At 68.2% G+C, this 16,857-nt stretch carries 14 protein-coding genes and 1 pseudogene; 11 read left to right on the top strand and 4 right to left on the bottom strand.

What is annotated here, in order from left to right:
• Positions 1-6: 6 nt before the first annotated feature.
• Entirely contained in the window at positions 7-153 is a 147-nt protein-coding gene (locus tag BLW84_RS47835; RefSeq protein ID WP_177226774.1) for a hypothetical protein, read from the bottom strand.
• 132 nt (positions 154-285) lie between these two features.
• Here BLW84_RS47835 and BLW84_RS47830 point away from each other — a divergent pair, with 132 nt between their 5' ends.
• From BLW84_RS47830 to BLW84_RS30535, 3 genes are all read left to right on the top strand, one after another.
• Positions 286-654: a hypothetical protein gene (locus BLW84_RS47830; RefSeq protein WP_177226773.1), complete on the top strand. Its 369-nt coding sequence runs from the start codon at positions 286-288 to the stop codon at positions 652-654.
• A gap of 71 nt (positions 655-725) precedes the next feature.
• Positions 726-1,007 carry a DUF6406 domain-containing protein gene (locus tag BLW84_RS30540; protein ID WP_093272279.1) on the top strand — a complete coding sequence of 94 codons (282 nt, stop codon included), beginning with the start codon at positions 726-728 and terminating at the stop codon, positions 1,005-1,007.
• Between the two features lie 326 nt (positions 1,008-1,333).
• On the top strand, positions 1,334-3,472 hold the full coding sequence (locus tag BLW84_RS30535; RefSeq protein WP_143061155.1) for an SUKH-4 family immunity protein: 2,139 nt from the start codon (positions 1,334-1,336) through the stop codon (positions 3,470-3,472).
• On the opposite strand, the gene BLW84_RS49380 is transcribed toward BLW84_RS30535, so the two are convergent.
• The 3 genes from BLW84_RS49380 to BLW84_RS30520 form a co-directional block, all read right to left on the bottom strand.
• Positions 3,388-3,993: a hypothetical protein gene (locus BLW84_RS49380; protein WP_245761498.1), complete on the bottom strand. Its 606-nt coding sequence runs from the start codon at positions 3,991-3,993 to the stop codon at positions 3,388-3,390. The genes BLW84_RS30535 and BLW84_RS49380 overlap by 85 nt on opposite strands.
• A gap of 358 nt (positions 3,994-4,351) precedes the next feature.
• On the bottom strand, positions 4,352-5,395 hold the full coding sequence (locus BLW84_RS30525) for an NAD-dependent epimerase/dehydratase family protein (RefSeq protein ID WP_093272347.1): 1,044 nt from the start codon (positions 5,393-5,395) through the stop codon (positions 4,352-4,354).
• A gap of 562 nt (positions 5,396-5,957) precedes the next feature.
• Entirely contained in the window at positions 5,958-7,181 is a 1,224-nt protein-coding gene (locus BLW84_RS30520) for a molybdopterin-dependent oxidoreductase (RefSeq protein ID WP_245761497.1), read from the bottom strand.
• A gap of 546 nt (positions 7,182-7,727) precedes the next feature.
• On the opposite strand from BLW84_RS30520, the gene BLW84_RS50440 reads away from it, so the two are divergent.
• The 8 genes and pseudogenes from BLW84_RS50440 (at position 7,728) to BLW84_RS30480 (ending at position 16,604) form a co-directional block, all read left to right on the top strand.
• Positions 7,728-8,321 (top strand): glycoside hydrolase family 2 TIM barrel-domain containing protein, encoded by a 594-nt coding sequence (locus tag BLW84_RS50440; RefSeq protein WP_093272272.1) that lies wholly within the window; start codon positions 7,728-7,730, stop codon positions 8,319-8,321.
• 16 nt (positions 8,322-8,337) lie between these two features.
• A pseudogene (locus tag BLW84_RS30510) lies at positions 8,338-8,493 on the top strand (IS66-like element ISFsp10 family transposase); the annotation flags it as partial.
• 171 nt (positions 8,494-8,664) lie between these two features.
• Entirely contained in the window at positions 8,665-9,057 is a 393-nt protein-coding gene (locus tag BLW84_RS50180; protein ID WP_342743188.1) for an Lrp/AsnC ligand binding domain-containing protein, read from the top strand.
• Positions 9,058-9,211: 154 nt separating this feature from the next.
• The gene (locus tag BLW84_RS30500) at positions 9,212-10,567 is read left to right on the top strand and encodes an ABC transporter substrate-binding protein (protein ID WP_093272264.1); all 1,356 of its coding nucleotides are present in this window, start codon (positions 9,212-9,214) and stop codon (positions 10,565-10,567) included.
• The gene (locus BLW84_RS30495) at positions 10,560-11,489 is read left to right on the top strand and encodes a carbohydrate ABC transporter permease (RefSeq protein ID WP_218157536.1); all 930 of its coding nucleotides are present in this window, start codon (positions 10,560-10,562) and stop codon (positions 11,487-11,489) included. Before BLW84_RS30500 ends, BLW84_RS30495 begins: the two co-directional genes overlap by 8 nt.
• Positions 11,489-12,337: a carbohydrate ABC transporter permease gene (locus BLW84_RS30490; RefSeq protein ID WP_218157535.1), complete on the top strand. Its 849-nt coding sequence runs from the start codon at positions 11,489-11,491 to the stop codon at positions 12,335-12,337. The genes BLW84_RS30495 and BLW84_RS30490 overlap by 1 nt, the downstream gene beginning before the upstream one ends.
• A gap of 2 nt (positions 12,338-12,339) precedes the next feature.
• Positions 12,340-14,421: a beta-galactosidase gene (locus BLW84_RS30485; RefSeq protein WP_093272263.1), complete on the top strand. Its 2,082-nt coding sequence runs from the start codon at positions 12,340-12,342 to the stop codon at positions 14,419-14,421.
• Positions 14,418-16,604, top strand: a complete 2,187-nt coding sequence (locus BLW84_RS30480; protein WP_093272260.1) for an MGH1-like glycoside hydrolase domain-containing protein — start codon at positions 14,418-14,420, stop codon at positions 16,602-16,604. Before BLW84_RS30485 ends, BLW84_RS30480 begins: the two co-directional genes overlap by 4 nt.
• Positions 16,605-16,857 lie beyond the last annotated feature (253 nt).

Here is a 16,857-nt window from a genome sequence, read left to right as displayed (position 1 = left end):
TCGCGATCACCGGCACTGTGTTTCCACCCGCGAGGCCAACAGCATCATCGCCCTGCGGAAGCGCACCGTGCTGGTACTGCCCCGCCGCACGATCCGCTGCAGCTTCTGCCCCTCCTGCTCAGTCAGCCTGCGAACCCTGACCGGCTCTGCCATCGCGCCTCCCCGCGCCGATCGGACATGCCGTCACATCCAATCGGCACGAGGCCAGTCAGCACCAACCGATGATCGTTTCCGGTCACGGCACTAGGGTCGACTGTTCGTCCCTTCATCGATAGGAGAGAGTCCATGTCGCATTCCGGCGCGCCGGAACCGGTGCAGCCCATCCCCGCCACTGCCGAGGAGGCGTTGGCTGCCGCTCGCACCCGATTCGAAGTGCTGGATCTGGAAGGAAACCCGGCGCCGTTGCACGTGGCTGAGTTCGACATCGGCTTCCTCGTCCACGCCGTCATGCCCCCGCCGCCGCCCGGCACTCAGGTGCCGTTGGGTGGCAGTCACATGGTGATCTCCAAAAGCGACGGAGCCGTCACCCATGTCCCCAACTTTCCGCCGGACTCCGCGATCGAGCTGTACCGCAGCCTGCGCCGGCCTAATGGCTGGGACGGCCCACCTGAGGGCTGGAAGGCTTTGGACCGGATGTCTGATACAGCACTGTGAAACAACAGAGTTGAGAGATCAGAAGGGCCGCAATACTGCAGCAAGCAGTACACGTCTTTGGAGGATGAGACATGAGCAGTGCCGACACGATTGGCCTCTGGCACGGAATTCAGCGAAATATGCAGAACGCCAGCTTCTCAGTGAACGATATCTACAGGGAGTCCGACGCATCGGTCAGGGTTCGACTCGTGACCGTCACCACCGAGGAGCAGAATCACACCCTCCGAATTGGCGAGACCTTCCCCGTGGGCGACGAGACGTGGCAGCTCACCGACTTGACGGGTTGGCCGAGCGAGGACGACTGGATCGTGATGCTGCGCCGCGTCGCGACTTCCCCAGCCGCTGACCGTTAAATTCATCAAGATCTACCTCGGCCATGAACGGGCGTGCGATACCAGCGGAACCCTGCGCCCAACTCTGCACGCGTTCACGCCCGAATATCCCCGGGATCGCGGCCGACGACTACCGAACTTGCCACGAGAATGCCCAGCCTGCCGAGCATCGGCGGCTGGGTCGGCGAACTCCCCGCGTAGGCCGAACCCCCCTGCCAGCTTCCCCGCACAGGCACCGATCCCCGAGCGCGCTCCCACTACTGTGATCGAGTTCGGTAGCGGTGGCGACGAGGAGCGACGTGACAGTGGCATCGGTGGGCATTCCCGCGGAAGGAGTGCCCGGTCGCGTGGGCGCATGGTGGCGTGCCGGTGGACGGGGCGGCAGCGCTGCCTACGTCGTCGCCCCGGTCGGTGTCGATGCCGGGGCCGTCATGCAGCGAGTGCACGAGGACGTACCGGGGAGTGTTCTCGTCGACGCCACCGGCCTCACCGCCGAGCAGGTCATGCAGCAGGCCCTTGCGGCACTCGGCGTCGATCTGTCCGCGGACGAGCGGGACGACTGGCGTTTCGCGCTCGGCTCGTGGCCCGAGGAGCGGTTGCTGCTGGTCGTCAACGCCCACCGTGCCGGGCCGACACGGCGGTCGCACGAGGCCGAGCGGTTGGTGACCTCGACCCTTCCGCGGCTGGCGCGTGGCGAGTTGGGCGTGGTGGTCCACGTGGTTCCCGAGTTGCTGCCGGCCCACGTTTATCCCAGAGCGGTGTTTCGGCTGTCCGCGGCAGCCGTCGAGCATCCGCCGGCGGTAAAGGAGTCCGTTGCCGTGCGGGCGTTGACACTGGCCGAGCCCCGCTTCGCACCCGTCCCCGTCTGGGCCCGACTTGTCACCGCGCTGACCGGTGAAGCGGCATCCGAGGACGAACTCGCTGAATTCGCGAGGGAAAGGCCCGAAATTCTTCGGCTGGGACCTCTCGGGGTTTCCTTCGTGGACGAGGGCCTGGCCGAGACCTTGCGCCAGGAGGTCGAATCTGCCGAACTCTCCAGCGTCCATGAGCAGTTGGCTGGTTGGCTGATGCGCTCGGCTTCGGATTTTCGCCACCCCGAGGGGTGGGCCGAAGGCGGTGCCGTCGGCCTGTACGCGGCCACTGGGCTCGCCATGCACGCCGTACAGGCAGGAACCTTCGACGAAGTTCTTCGGGACGGACGCGTCATCGCCAATCTGCCGCAAACGGCACTCATGGACGCGGCACGAAGCATCAGCTTCATCATCTCCGGAAACACGGCTGCCGCCGACGCGATTCATCTGTGGGGGTGGGGAGTCACACCGCGGCACCAGGCAGAGTGGGCTTCGTGGCTGCACTTGATGGCGCTTTCGCGCGACGATCTCGAATTCGCGTCCGCTGTCGCCACCTCTGGTGTGACACTGCCCTGGCAGGTCAAGTGGGCCCATTGGCGGCCGCCGGGTGGCTATCACGTGCGCTACCTGCGGGCCGGGAGATTTGCCGCCCTGGCGGAGGTGCGCTGGCAGGGGCGACCCGCCATCGCCGGTTTGCAGCAGCGGACGGTGGACGGTGCGCAGCAGCCGTTCGTCTCGATCTGGGACGTGGAGACGGGAGAGCGTGTCGCCCACCCTTGGGAACACGACGAGATTCCGGCGGAGCATCGTGCAGACCTCACCTGGCCCGCGTCCCCCGGGAGCGGCTCCGTCGCGCCTTCTCGTGTCCAAGAACTGTTCGCCTCGTCGTCGCCCCGACGAAACAAGCGCGCTTTCATGCTGCCCTGCGAGCCGCTGGCCGTGGGGGAAGTCGTCGTCTTCGCAGGAGACTTGGGACTGATCGTCATCAAGCCCGCGGACGGCGTGAACATCTCCGACTTCGGCGCCTCGCAGCAACCCCTGAGCTGGGACTACGCGGACGCGGGCCCGTGCAGTCCGATCGACTCGCCGGCGCCGAGCCACGAGGACCTCATCGCTCTGTTCGGCGAGGACGCGCTCTATCCCATCGAGGTCGAGGACCTTCCGGATCGGCTCACCCACGCGGCGACGCGCGAACTCCTCCTCGATTTCGGTCTGCCGTACATGATGGAGGGGGCCATGGGGCTTTTCCCGTTCGGCAGCTGGGGGATCGGAATTCTCGACGAGCTGCCCTCCTGGCCCGGGGGAATCGAGCCCGTCCCCGAAAGCGGGCCCTTCTTCCAGATCGGCAAGTGGATGGGCGGCAAGCTCGTCATCGACGGCCCCACCGGACATGTCCTGCGCGTTCCCGCGGAGCCGGGCCAGGATCGCCTCGCCGGCCTTCCCTCCGCGCACAGCCTCGTGGATTTCCTCACCATGGTCGCTCTGTACGTCATCGGGCTGCGTACGCGGAGCATTCTGCCCCCGGCCAGTTCCGAGCGAGAGCAGATCACCTATTGGGTCCTGAGAGCACTGGTCGAAGTCGACGAGACAGGCGGTGACCAGCCCGCCTGGTCGTACGTGCTCCACAACGACTGACACAACAAGTGCCACACCGGTTTCGGCGCATCAGCCGGAGAGGCAGGCTGCAACCGCCGGCCTGCGCACCCGCGGGCGCCGAAGTCATCCGCCTCGCGGAGAACGGCCCGTGGCGCTTGTCCCACGGGCAACCGGATGGTTTCCCCAGGTCGTCGCCCATTTGCGGCAAGGCGCAGCACCAAAGCTCGGACGGTGCGCGGTCGTCCTGGGCGCTTCGGTTTGGAGATGGTCGCGTGACGGCGTGCGACCAGGTCGCGGTGCCAGCGCGGCACCGTGTCCGGACGCACCAGCAGCCGAAGCCGACGCAACACCTCCAGCGGCAGCCGGTGCAGCAGCGCCGCCAGGAACGCTCGATCGCTCGGAGTGAACCGCACCCTGTTCTTGCCGAGTTGGCGTTCCAGCACCGCAATCTGATGGCGCAGGGCCAGGATCTCCACGTCCTTGTCCCGGTCACTCATCGGTAGCAGGCGCAGCATGGCGAACGCATTCGTTAGGCCCAGGTAGGCCAGTCGCAGCAGCACAGTCGGTCACCATGCCGTGGTGCTCGACAACGGCGAAAGCGTCCGCTCGAGCGACTATGGTCGACCTACCCGGACATCGCCTCGGACCAAGGCGGATGAGGTTATCGGCAAGGGCGACGTCGGCCGGTGAGCGTGTATTTGTCGGTGCTTACCAGCAGAACCTGAACAGGCTCCTGCACCGCACGCGGCACCGGCGGGAACCCTGCTCCCGCCGCCGTCCGGCGATTCCGAAGGAGCAGCCGTGGATGCCGGATCAGGCGCGCTCACGGTCGCATTGCGGGATCCCGGCCGACTCGCCTTGATCGACGTCGACACCCAGGTTCATGGCATCGCACCCGAGGCGTTCGGCAGGTAGCCGTCACTCGCGGAGTTCGGCCTTGCCGAACTCGGTCATCCCCTGCTGGAAATCGACCTCGGCCTCGAATCCCAGCTCGGCGCGGGCCAAACCGGGATCGGCCACGATGTGCCGGACGTCGCCGAGCCGGTACTGCCCGGTGACGACCGGTTCCGGCCCGCCGGCGGACTCGGCGAGCGAGCGGGCCATATCGCCGATCGTGTGCGGATGCCCTGAACACACGTTGTAGGCGCTGAACCCTGGGCTGGTCTGCCGCATGGCGAGCAGGTTCGCTCTGGCGATGTCGCGGACGTGGATGAAATCGCGCCGTTGCCGCCCGTCCTCGAACACGCGAGGAGCTTCGCCGCGCGCCAGCGCGGAACGGAAGATCGATCCGACCCCCGCGTACGGGGTGTTGCGCGGCATCCGAGGCCCGTAGACGTTGTGGTACCGCAGCCCGACTGCGCAACTGCCGGTATAGCGGGCCCACACGGCGGCGAGGTGTTCCTGGGCCAGTTTCGTCGCGGCGTAAGTGTTGCGCGGATCCAGCGGGGCGTCTTCCGGGACGACTCCGGGCTCCAGCAGACCACCGCAGCGCGGGCAGCGGGGCTCGAAGATCCCCTGGTCGAGATCGGTGGCCGTACGCGGCCCGGGACGGACCACACCATGCTCGGGGCACGAGTACCGGCCTTCGCCGTAGACGACCATCGAACTGGCCAGCACCAGTCGACCGATCCCGGCCTCGGCCATCGCGGCGAGCAGCCGGGCAGTGCCGAGATCGTTGTACATCACGTAGTCCGGCATGTCGGCCACGCTGGTTTCCAGGCCCACCATCGCCGCCTGGTGACACACCAGGTCGACACCCGCCAACGCCTGACGCAGCACCACGGGCTCTCCCAGGTCGCCTTGGACGAACTCGTAGTCACCGAGGTAGTCGGGGCGAGCACTACCGGCATGCGCGGCAGGCAGCAACGCATCCAGTAGTCGCACCTCGTGACCTTCGGAATGGAGGAGATCGGCGATGTGGGAACCGATGAAGCCGGCACCACCTGTGATGAGAATGCGCATTGTGGACCTCTGCGCGTCGGATCCTTCAGCCGTTGCGGCAGACACCACGCGCCCTTCCTCGTACGGCGTGAGCGTCTGGGCTTTGCGGGCTTGCGGGCGGAGACGGGCGTGTGCCAGACGCAGGAAGTAGATCGCCGTGCTGAGCGCCACGGCAGCAACGGTGAATGCCAGCCAGCGGCCCAAGTACGGCTGCTGATCCAAACCAGACGCGGCCACGTGCGTCTCGGTGCCCTGCCGGACGATCCCAGGGAAGAACAGAAGGAACAGCAATCCTGACGCCAACACGGGGACACGGACGTAATTGACTACCGACAGTGTGCGCGAAGATCGTCGCCGCGCATGCTCAGCCTTGACCAGCACGCGATCGGCGAGCGCATACACAGGCAACAGCACGAGGTCGTGAGCCACGACGGCTGCACCGAACCACACCAGCATCCAACCGAACAGGGATTCGTCAACGACCTTGCCGACGACGTAGGCGGTGAGGCCGAAGCACCCGAGCGTCGCGAGCAGATGCACTGGGCCCGCTCCGTAGAACCGGACGAACAGACTGGTCACCCTGTCAACTCCTTCGGAACTCGATAGAGCTGACCCACTTGGTGTTGTGCACACCCGGTAGTGCGGGCACGATGATCCTGGCGGGGTAACCGTGGTCCCAGGACAGATCCGCGCCGTTGACCCGCAGCGCCAGCAGTGAATCCGGATCGAGCACCTGGTTGCCCTGCAACATCGCTTGGTTGAACGCGCCTTCGCGTTCCAGCGACCGCACATGAGCCTGGGCCGGTACTGAAACCCCTGCCACCGCTGCAAGTTCCCGCAGTCTGACGCCGCTCCAGAGCTGCGTGGTGGACCAGCCTTCCACGCAGGCGATCGGCAGCCGCACCGCATGCTGCCGCATCTGCCTCAGGTCGTCGAGTCCGATGCGGACCACGCGTCCTTCACCCAGCAGAACGAGGCCCCAACGTTGATCGACCACCTCGGCTGTGATCCTTGCCGCCGCGGCCGTCCGGTTGACCGGAAACGCGTTCGGGCCCTCGCCGTTGGTACGCCCCCGGGGGAGCAAGAATGCGGCTTGGCGGGTGAAGCCTCCGATGCTCTGCCCCGCGGTCAGCGCCGCGACCAGCACCGACCCGCCCCCCACCAACGCCAGCACTCCGCGCCGGGACAACGTCGGTTCCGCCGGCGCAACGGCAACCAGATCGTCGGCCAGCGGCTCCGGACGTGTTTCTTCGCGTGAAGTGCGCAGTTCCGCACGCAGCGATCGGGACCGCAGCCCCTGGACCATGCGAGGCACCTTCACCAGAACGTGCACCACGAACGCGCCGATGAACACCCACGCCCCGAAGTAGTGCGCGGTGTAGAAGCTGAACCCGAAGATGTAGTCGTACTGGATGTTCAGCACACCCGTCACGATCTCGAACAGCACGCCACCGACCAGCAACAGCAGCGACAACCGTTCCAGCAATTCGGCGACCGACCGAACAGGCGGCCAGCTCAACAACTTCGGAGCCACCGACCACAGTTTGGCCAGGACCACCGGAATCAGGACAAGACCGAGCCCGACGTGTACCCCCTGCGTCAACCGGTATAGCCAGGCGGGCCGGGTCGGCCACTCGAACCCGGGTAACCGCAGCCAGCCGACATCAACCGGCAGCGCCTGCCCGAACTGCGGGCCGTAGGCGATGTAGGACAACAGGCCCGTGAGGATGACCAGCGGCAACCCCACGAGCAGCACCAAGCCGAATACCGACGTCAGCCACGGCCCGCGCAGTGGACTCCGCGGCAACCTGCTCCGGCCGAACCCTGGAGGGCGCCGCCTGGCCACAGCCCGCCACAGTCCCGACGGAAATCCGTAGTCCGGATCTCCGACTGACTGGCTTCGCTCGAGTGACGAGCCTGAGTGTTCGGCGTCGTCTTGCATGACATCAGTGAATCGCACTGTGGACGGCATCGGAACACTTGTGACACTTAAGAATGTCTTACGGCGAGTACGCCGACTCGTTCGACGCGTTGCGCCGCAACCGGATCATTGCGAAGTACTGCGTGCCCCACTTTTCGCAGTGGCAACCGCATTTCGTGCTGGCAACCCTATGCTGAGACGCTGACACGGCGAGCTGCTCCGGCGCCTGCTCAAGAGCCGCAGCAGAGACTTACTCGCCTTCCGCCGCGATGTCGGCGTGGCGCCGTAGGTCGCGCTCGTCGGTGGAGCCGCCTGGCTGTCCTTCGGTAGTTGATTGCTCGGTGTCCGCTGGTTGTGGGCTTCCTTCGGACGGGTCGGACGAGTGCTCCCGCGGTAGCCGGTTTTCCCGTTTCATGATGTTCGCTTTCGTGGATGCCGGACCTGGTGTTCGACCAGCCCGAGGTGGTGACGACGATCGACGGATGCCAACCGAGGTCCACGGTGCGTCCCAGGAGTTGGTGGCCGCAAGGGTCGGACGGCCTGACGTGGTCAGGGGCCCGAACAAGTGTCCGAAACAGGTGGGGCGCGACTGGCGTATCGACCCTGTTGTGCGGCAGGTGCACCCGTGTTAGCTGGGGCCTTCATGCATGCGGTCGTACATCGCGGCGGCTGGGGTACTGCGTGGCCTGCTCGGTTGCGACGGTGAGAGTGGCCAACGCAGAGCAGCAACTGCGGGAGTTGATCAAGCGGGACTACAGCCACCCGTCGATCACGATGTGGAGTGTGGGCAACGAGCCGGATCGGGCGGCCCCGGTGCTGTCCCGTCTCGACGAGGTGGTCCGCGAAAAGAGCCCGACGCGGTTATCGAACGGCTCGGACGCCGGGATCAGTCAGCACGCCGAGAACCCGGCGCCGGCGGACCCGTTCGGAGACGAATGCGACTGCCCAGCTCGTGTGGGGCACTGGCCGCAGGCAGCGCGTGGAGCCCGCGGGCTCCATGGTTCGCCGCCTAACCTGCGGCGATGACTTTCCGAGCCCCACAGGTTGCTGGCGCACTCTGCAAGGCCTCACCGACTTCGCCATCGTCCAGTCCTATCTGGACACCGCCACCAAATGGGGCTTCGCTGAACTCGGCGCCCTCTACCAACTCTTCACCACCGGCGCATGGCTACCACCCACGCTCACACCAGGTGAATAGCTACCCACCTTCGGACATGATGCGACGATCAAGTGACGGAGCATCCGTCCCCACTCCATTCCCCCGTCGCCGGTACGGCAAACATCGGAGATCGCGTACGGCCGACGTGCCTCGTGCAAGTTTCCGGCGCGCGGAAGCGATTGATCGCGGAATCTTGCAAGAATTGCGTGCTTGCACCCTGACCTGGTTCGAACTCCTTGCGCACGTTTCCGGCGTCACCGCATCCTCTGTCAAACGTCGCATCGCGCGGCTCGAGGTGTCGGGAGTGATCCGTGGGCATACCCAACAGATCGATCGGCGGGCGTTGGGCCGGGGTTGCCGACCCTGCCCGGAGTCTTGGCGGCGCCAGGAACCTCCGGTGACGAGTTGACCGATTCGCCGACTGCGCAGGAGGAAATCATGCGGGCATGGACCACCGCTGGTACCGCCTACGCACTCACCCCGATCCACGCGCGGGACACCGACCGCCTGGCGGAGATCGTCCTTCGCCTGCAACGCATCCCGGCCATCGCGCACACCCGGGCTCAGGTGCTGCTCAGCGAACTGGTCAACCGCAGCGGGTGACGCGGCCGAGTACGCCACGACAGGCATCCCACGGTGTGCAGGGCCGCATCCGGCCCCGTGCTCGATCACCCTGCGCCAAACCTCGGCGCGCCCAGAACCCGGTAGCAGAGGCTGTCGTGCCCAGGCACGCGTCCTCGCGGGACAGGAGACGAACATGCGGACAACCAGACGCCGCTCGCGACCTTGGCAGGCAGTCGCGCTACTGGCGGTCCTGGGCGTGGTCGGCGGATGCGCCATCGGCGGTGCCGACACGGCCCCGCTGGCCAGCAACGGACAACAGCTCGTCGGCGTCGTCGACGCACCCGACTCGGTATCCGGGAACGTCACCGTGTGGTCCTGGGACGTCGCCGCCGAGGGGTTGCAGGCACTGGTGCCGGAGTTCCAGAAGAAGTACCCGAAGGTCTCGGTGACCATTGTGGACATCGGATACGACAACGCCTACGACAAGATCTCCGTCGGGTTGCAGTCCGGCTCCGGGCTGCCGGACGTGGTGACCGTCGGCACCGACCACATGGCCGGCTACACCGGGAACTTCCCGCACGGGTTCGTCGACCTGGCCCCGGCTGCGAAGGGCGAGCAGCAGGACTTCGACCCGACCAAGTGGCAGGCGTCGACCGACGGCCGCGACCGCCTATACGGCCTGCCCTGGGACTCCGGACCGGTCGGGCTGTTCTACCGCCGGGACCACCTCGCCGCGGCAGGTGTCGACCCGGCCTCGCTGACCACCTGGCAACAGCTGCTCGACGCCGGGAAGAAGATCAAGGCGACCACCGGCAAGAAGCTGTTCGTCGACGACATCACCAACGAAACCAGCATGTTCCCGCTGCTGCTGCAACAGCAGGGCGCCTCGTACTTCACCCCGGACGGCCGGGTGGCGCTGGACAGCCCGCAGGCGCTGCGGGCGCTGCGGCTGCTCAAGGACATGCAGGACGCCGACCTGATCGACAACGAGAAGGGCTGGGACGGACTGGTGTCGGCGACCAAGTCCGGGACGGCGGCCACCGCGCCGACCGCGGTCTGGTGGACCGGCACCCTCACCTCCGAGATGCCCGAGCTGGCCGGGAAGTTCGGCGTCCTCCCGCTGCCGGCATTTGACCTCGGCGGCCCCACCACGTCCAACAGCGGCGGATCGACGCTGGCGATCCCCAGCCAGGCCGCGAACTCGACCGCGGCCTGGGCGTTCGTCCACTTCGCCCTGGCCAGCAGGAGCAACGCGGTCGAGATGATGCGGCAGCAGGGGTTGTTCCCGTCCTACCTGCCCGCGCTGTCCGACCCGTTCTTCGACGAACCCCAACCGTACTTCGGGAACCAGCCGGTCTACCGGCTGTTCGCCGACATGGTCGGACACGCGCCGCCGTTCGTCTACACCACGGATTCCAGCCGGGCCAGTGACCTGGTTCACAACATGGTCGCCGGGGTGCTGCTGAACGGCAAGGACCCGGCGCAGGCCCTGCGCGACACCGCGCGGCAGATCGCCAACGCGACCGGTAGGGAGCTCGCCCATGACTAGCGAGGTCGCGATGCCGACCAAGCCCGCGAGAACCGAGGAGCGCAGGCGCGCGCTCGGCCGGTTCCGGGCGGGACGGCCGGGGTTCGGCTGGGTGTTCACCGCCCCCGCGGTGGCGTTGTTCGCCCTGTTCTTCGCCTATCCGCTGCTGGCCAGCCTGCTGCAGAGCTTCCTGGGCCGGCGCGACGGCCAGACCGTCTGGGTGGGACTGGCCCAGTACCGGCGGCTGCTCGCCGATCCACAGGTGGGCACCGCGCTGGCCAACGCCGGGTTGATCCTGCTGGTGCAGGTGCCGGTGATGATCGGGCTGGCCCTGGTGCTCGCGCAGGTGCTCAACCAGTCCTGGCTGCGGTTCCGCACCTCGTGGCGGGTGGTGTTCTTCCTGCCCGCGGTGACCACGCTGGTCGCCTACGCCGTGGTGTTCCGCGTCCTGCTGACCACCGACGGCGGCGTGGTCAACCAGCTGCTCGGCTGGCTGCACCTGCCACCGGTGGACTGGCTGAACGATCCGGTGTGGGCGAAGGTGGCCGTGATCGGTTCGGTCACCTGGCGCTGGACCGGGTACAACGTGGTGATCCTGCTCGCCGGCCTGCAGGCGGTGCCCCGGGAGCAGTACGAGGCCGCCTCGATCGACGGGGCCGGCGCGGCGACCACTTTCCTCCGCGTGGTGCTCCCCCAGCTCAAGCCGGTGATCCTGTTCTGCACGGTCACCTCGACCATCGGCACGCTCCAGCTGTTCGACGAGAACTTCGTGCTCACCAAGGGCGGGCCGGACAACGCGACGCTGACCCCGGTGCTCTACCTCTACCGGGTCGGCTTCCAGCAACTCGACTTCGGCTACGCGGCCGCGATCGCCTGGTTGCTAGTGGTGCTCATCGGCGTGCTGTCGGCGGTCCAGTTCGCCGTGCTGGGGAGGAGGTCGTAGTGACCGGAACGGCAAAACGACGGACACCGGGTCGGCTGCTGGTCAGGGCCGCGCTCTACGCGCTGCTGGCGGTGGGTGCGGTGGTCAGCATCTTCCCGTTCTACTGGATGGCGGTGGCCGCCACGCACACCACCGCGGAGCTGTTCGAGTCGCCGCCGCCGTTCCTGCCCAGCGACCAGATCATGGCCAACCTGCGCGCGTTGCAGGACGAGGCCGGGTTCGGGCAGGCCGTGGTCAACAGCGTGCTGATCGCGACGATCTACACCATCGGTAGTTCCGCGGTGAGCGCGCTGTGCGGGTACGGCCTGGCGAAGTACCGCTTCCGCGGGCGCCGGATCCTGCTCGGCGTGCTGCTGGTCACCATCATGATCCCGGCCCAGGTGCTGCTCGTCCCGCTGTTCCAGATGATGGCCAGCGTCGGCTGGATCAACAGCTACCAGGCGGCCATCCTGCCGTTCCTGGCCAACGCGTTCGGCATCTTCCTGATGCGGCAGTCCTTCGTGGACTTCCCGGACGAGCTGATCGAGTCCGCCCGCCTGGACGGCGCCGGCGACCTGCGCATCTTCTACCGGATCGTGCTGCCGGTGTCCCGACCGCAGCTGGGCGCCCTGGCCATCTACACCTTCATGACCCAGTGGAACGCCTTCATCTGGCCGCTGCTGGTGTTGCAGACCCCGGACATGCGGACGATTCCGGTCGCGCTGAACACCATGATCGGGCTGACCCGCGTGGACTACGCCGGGCTGATGCTCGGTTCCTTCCTGGCGACGTTGCCGCTCGTCGTCGTGTTCGTGGCATTCCAGCGGCAGTTCGTGTCCGGACTTCTCGGTGGGGCGGTGAAGCAGTGAGCATGACGAGGGTTCCCGGGCTGCTGTTCGGCGGCGACTACAACGCCGAGCAGTGGCCGGAGGAGACGTGGTCGGAGGACGCCGCGCTGATGCGCCAGGCCGGCGTCAACCTGGTGACCGTCGGCGTGTTCGGCTGGTCCCGGCTGGAACCGGCCGAGGGGTCCTACGCGTTCGACTGGCTGGACCGGCTGCTGAACGTGCTGCACGAGCACGGCATCGCGGTCGACCTGGCGACGGCGACCGCGTCTCCCCCGGCGTGGCTGGTCCGCCGCTACCCGGAGGTGCTGCCGGTGACCGCGGACGGCGTCCGCCTGGAGTTCGGCAGCCGCCAGCACTACTGCCCGAGCTCACCGGTGTTCCGCCAGGCCGCCGCACGCCTCGTCGAGCGGCTGGCGGAGCGCTACCACGACCACCCCGCGGTGGCGATGTGGCACATCCACAACGAGTACGGCGACCACGTGACCGAGTGCTTCTGCCCGGTCTCCGCCGCGGACTTCCGGTCCTGGCTGCGCCGCCGGTACCGCACCGTGGACGCGTTGAACGCGGCGTGGGGCACGGCCTTCTGGAGCCAGCACTACTCCGACTGGTCGCACATCGAGCCGCCGCGCACCGCGCCCGGCCCGAGGAATCCGACCCAGCAGCTGGACTGGCAGCGGTTCAGCTCGGACGCGCTGCTGGAGTGCTACCGGGCGGAGAAGTCCGTGCTGGACCGGTACTCCGGGGCGGTTCCGGTGACGACGAACTTCATGAGCATGTTCCGCAGCCTCGACTACTGGGCGATGGCCGCCGAGGAGGACGTGGTCTCCGACGACGCCTACCCCGATCCGGCCGACCCGCAAGCGCACGTCCACGCGGCGATGAACTACGACCTGATGCGCTCGCTGCGGCACGGCGCCCCCTGGCTGCTGATGGAGCACGCGGCGTCCGCGGTCAGCTGGCGGCCTGTCAACGTGCCGAAGTCAGCCGACCTGTCCCGGTTGTGGAGCCTGCAAACGGTGGCCCGGGGCTCGGACGGCGTGCTGTTCTTCCAGTGGCGGGCGTCCGTCGCGGGTGCGGAGAAGTTCCACAGCGCCCTCCTGCCGCACCGCGGGACGGCGAGCCAGGGCTGGGCCCGCACGACTCGGCTCGGGGCGGACCTGCGACGGCTCGCCGAGGTGGCCGACAGCAGGGTGCCGGCCGAGGTGGCGGTGGTGCTGGACTGGCACAACTGGTGGGCGCTGGAACTGGACGAGCACCCCAGCAGCCGGATGCGGTGGCTGGACATCGTGCGCGCCTGGTACGAGCCGCTGTACGCGCGGAACCTGCCGGTGCGGTTCGTGCCGCCCGGCGCGGACCTGACCGGGGTGCGGCTGTTGCTGGCACCGAACCTGTACCTGTGCGAGCCGGACACCGCGCATTGGCTGACCCGGTACGTCGACGGCGGCGGGCACCTCGTGGTGGGGCCGTTCAGCGGCGTGGTGGACCGGGACGACCGGGTGCACCCCGGCGGGGCACCCGGACCGCTCGGCGACCTGCTCGGGGTGGCCGTCGACGAGTGGTGGCCGCTGGCCGACGGGGCGGTCGCCCGGCTGGCCGCCGACGACGACCAGGACCGCTACCGGCACGCCACGACCTGGGCGGAGTGGGTCGAAGTGCGCACTGCGGCCCCCGTCGCCCGGTACGCCGACGGCGAGCTGGCCGGCGTACCCGCGATCACCCGGAACCACCGGGGCGGCGGGACCGCCTGGTACGTCGGCTGCAGCCTGAACTCCGGCGGGCTGGACACCCTTCTCGCTGACTGCCTCGGCGCTGCCGGCGTCACCCACGGGGAGACGCCGAGCGGGGTGGAGGCGGTCCGCCGAATCGGCACCGACGCCGAATACCTGTTCCTGCTCAACCACAACGTCGAGCCGGTGGCGGTCGGACAGCTGTTCCCGGCCGGGGTGGACCTGCTGACCGGGCGGCCGTCCGGAACCGAGATCGAGCTGCCCGCCCGAGGCGCGGCGGTGCTGCGCCGTCCACTGCGGACGGGATCGGACAGTCCACTGCGGACGGACGGTGCGGTCGACCGACCAGGCGCCGGGACGGGAGAGAGGCGGATATGAGCGTCGTCCGGAGATTGGCCTGCCTGGCCGGTGCGGTGCTGCTCAGCACCGGACTGGTGACCGCCGACGTGGCCGCGTCGACCGCGGCCGACCGGGGCGGGCCACCGGCCCCGCCCTCGGCCGAACCGAGCGCCTGGCCGGACGTGCTGGACCTGCACGGCACCCCCACCAGTGCCGAGCCACCCGAGTTCAACCCGCTGAACGCCTTCTCCGACGCCGGCGCCTGGCACGGCTACGGTCTGCCCACGCCTGGCGACCGCCGACTCGCCGGAGGGTTCACCGGTCCGCTGTACCTCGCCCAGGAATACCCCTGGTACCTGAGCAGCGAGTTCACCCGCATCCGGCTGCGCGACGCCGACACCGGCCAGCCGGTCGACCTCGGCGCCGACCCGCACCCCCGGCTGGTCTCCTACCCCGGCGCGCTGGAGCAGAGCTACGACGTCGACGGCGTGCACCTGACGCTTCGGCTGCAGTTCACCGGCAACCGCACCGCGCTGGTGCAAGCCCGGCTTCGGAGCGACCGGCCGCGCCGGCTGGAGGTCGGTTGGGACGGCAGCCTGCTCACCCCGGCCAGGACCCCGGTGCGCGACGCGCTCGCGCTGGCCGCGACCGGCCGCGGGGTCGCCGTCGACTTCGCCCGGGTCCGGGACACCTGGAACTTCATGACCAGCGGTGCGGAACGATTCGAGGTGCGCCACGCCGAACCGGTGACCACGACCGTCACCGGCAGCTCCTACTCGACCGTGCTGCGCACCCCGCTGGCACTACCCGCCGGCGGCACCCGCGACCTGGCCTGGACCGAAACCTACACCTTCACCGCCGCGGAGCGGACCGCCCAGAATCCGGTGGTCGACCGGGCGCTGCACCAGCCGCACCAGGCCGCGGACGAGGTCCGGCAGCGCTGGCGGCGCTACCTCGGCTCGGCGCTGTCCGGGGTGCCTGCCGAGTACGCCGGGCTGGCGGTGAAGAGCGTGCAAACGCTCGTCACCAACTGGCGCAGCCCGGCCGGGGAACTGGCCTCGGACGGGATCACGCCGTCGCTGACCTACAAGTGGTTCGCCGGTGGTTTCTGGGCCTGGGACTCGTGGAAGACGGCGGTCGGGGTCGCCCAGTTCGACCCGGCGCTGGCCGAGTCCACCATCCGGTCGGCCTTCGACCACCAGCTCACTGCGGGCTCGGCGCGCCCGCAGGACGCGGGCATGGTCCCGGACTGCGTCTTCTACAACGATCCCACGCAGGGCGGCGGGAACTGGAACGAGCGCAACAGCAAACCGCCGCTGGCGGGGTGGGCCGTCTGGGAGGTCTTCCAGCGCAACGGCGACCTGCGCTTCCTGGCCGACATGTACCCGAAGCTCGTGGCCTTCCACGACTGGTGGTACCGCACCCGCGACCACGACCGCAACGGCATCGCCGAGTACGGGGCCACTGCGGACCCGCAGAACGCCACGCCCGCCGACATCCGGCAGGCCGCCGCGTGGGAGAGCGGGATGGACAACGCGCCCCGGTTCGACCGCTCCGGGGTGCTGACCAACACCGACCCGACCGGCCGGGTGATCGGGTACTCGTTGGACCAGGAGTCCGTCGACCTCAACGCTTACCTCGCCGCCGACGAGCGGTACCTGGCCCGGATCGCGGCGGCGCTGGGCAGGCCGGCGGACGCGGTGCGGTTCGGCGCGCAGTCCGAGCGCGTCGCGGCCTGGCTGCGCGAGCACGCCTTCGACCCGGCCAGCGGCTACTACTACGACGTGGACGTCGCGACGAAGCGGCCACTGGCGGAGCGCGGCATGGGCATCGAGGGGGCGATACCGCTGTGGGCGGGCGTGGCGTCACCGCCGCAGGCGGAAGGCGTGCGGCGGGCGCTGTTCGACCCGCACGCGTTCGGCACCTACCTGCCGTTCCCGACGGTCTCGGTGTCGGCACCCGGGTTCGACCAGACTGCCTACTGGCGCGGACCGAACTGGCTGGACCAGACGTACTTCGCCATCAGCGGGCTGACCGACTACGGCTACCGGCCGGACGCGACGCGGGCCGCGACCGCGCTGGTCCGGCGGGCCGACGGGCTCCTCGGCGACGAGCCGATCGGGGAGAACTACGACCCGCTCGTCGGGACCCGGCTGAACTCCAGCAACTTCAGCTGGTCGGCGTCGGTGCTGCTGGTGCTGGCGAAGTCGACGCTGCGGTAGCCGCCCCAGCGGGAACGCACCTGGCAGATGTTGTCCAATGTGGACAGCACGAATCTCGTTGTTCACAGCACTGCGCTGACCTGCGAAAACACGACTTCGCAGGTCAGCGCAGGTTCGTTCGAAGCAGTTACAGCAAGCGGCACAGGCGCTCTGCGTCGGTTATCGTCAAATGGTGCTGATCTCCCACATCTTCCCAGATCACATTGTCCTGTTGCGACATCCGACCGTTCCCCCGGTCTACTGAGGCCAACGG

The sequence above is a fragment of the Saccharopolyspora shandongensis genome (assembly GCF_900106995.1).
GTDB classification, from domain to species: Bacteria; Actinomycetota; Actinomycetes; order Mycobacteriales; family Pseudonocardiaceae; genus Saccharopolyspora; species Saccharopolyspora shandongensis.
This window is presented reverse-complemented; position numbering and strand designations above follow the sequence as displayed.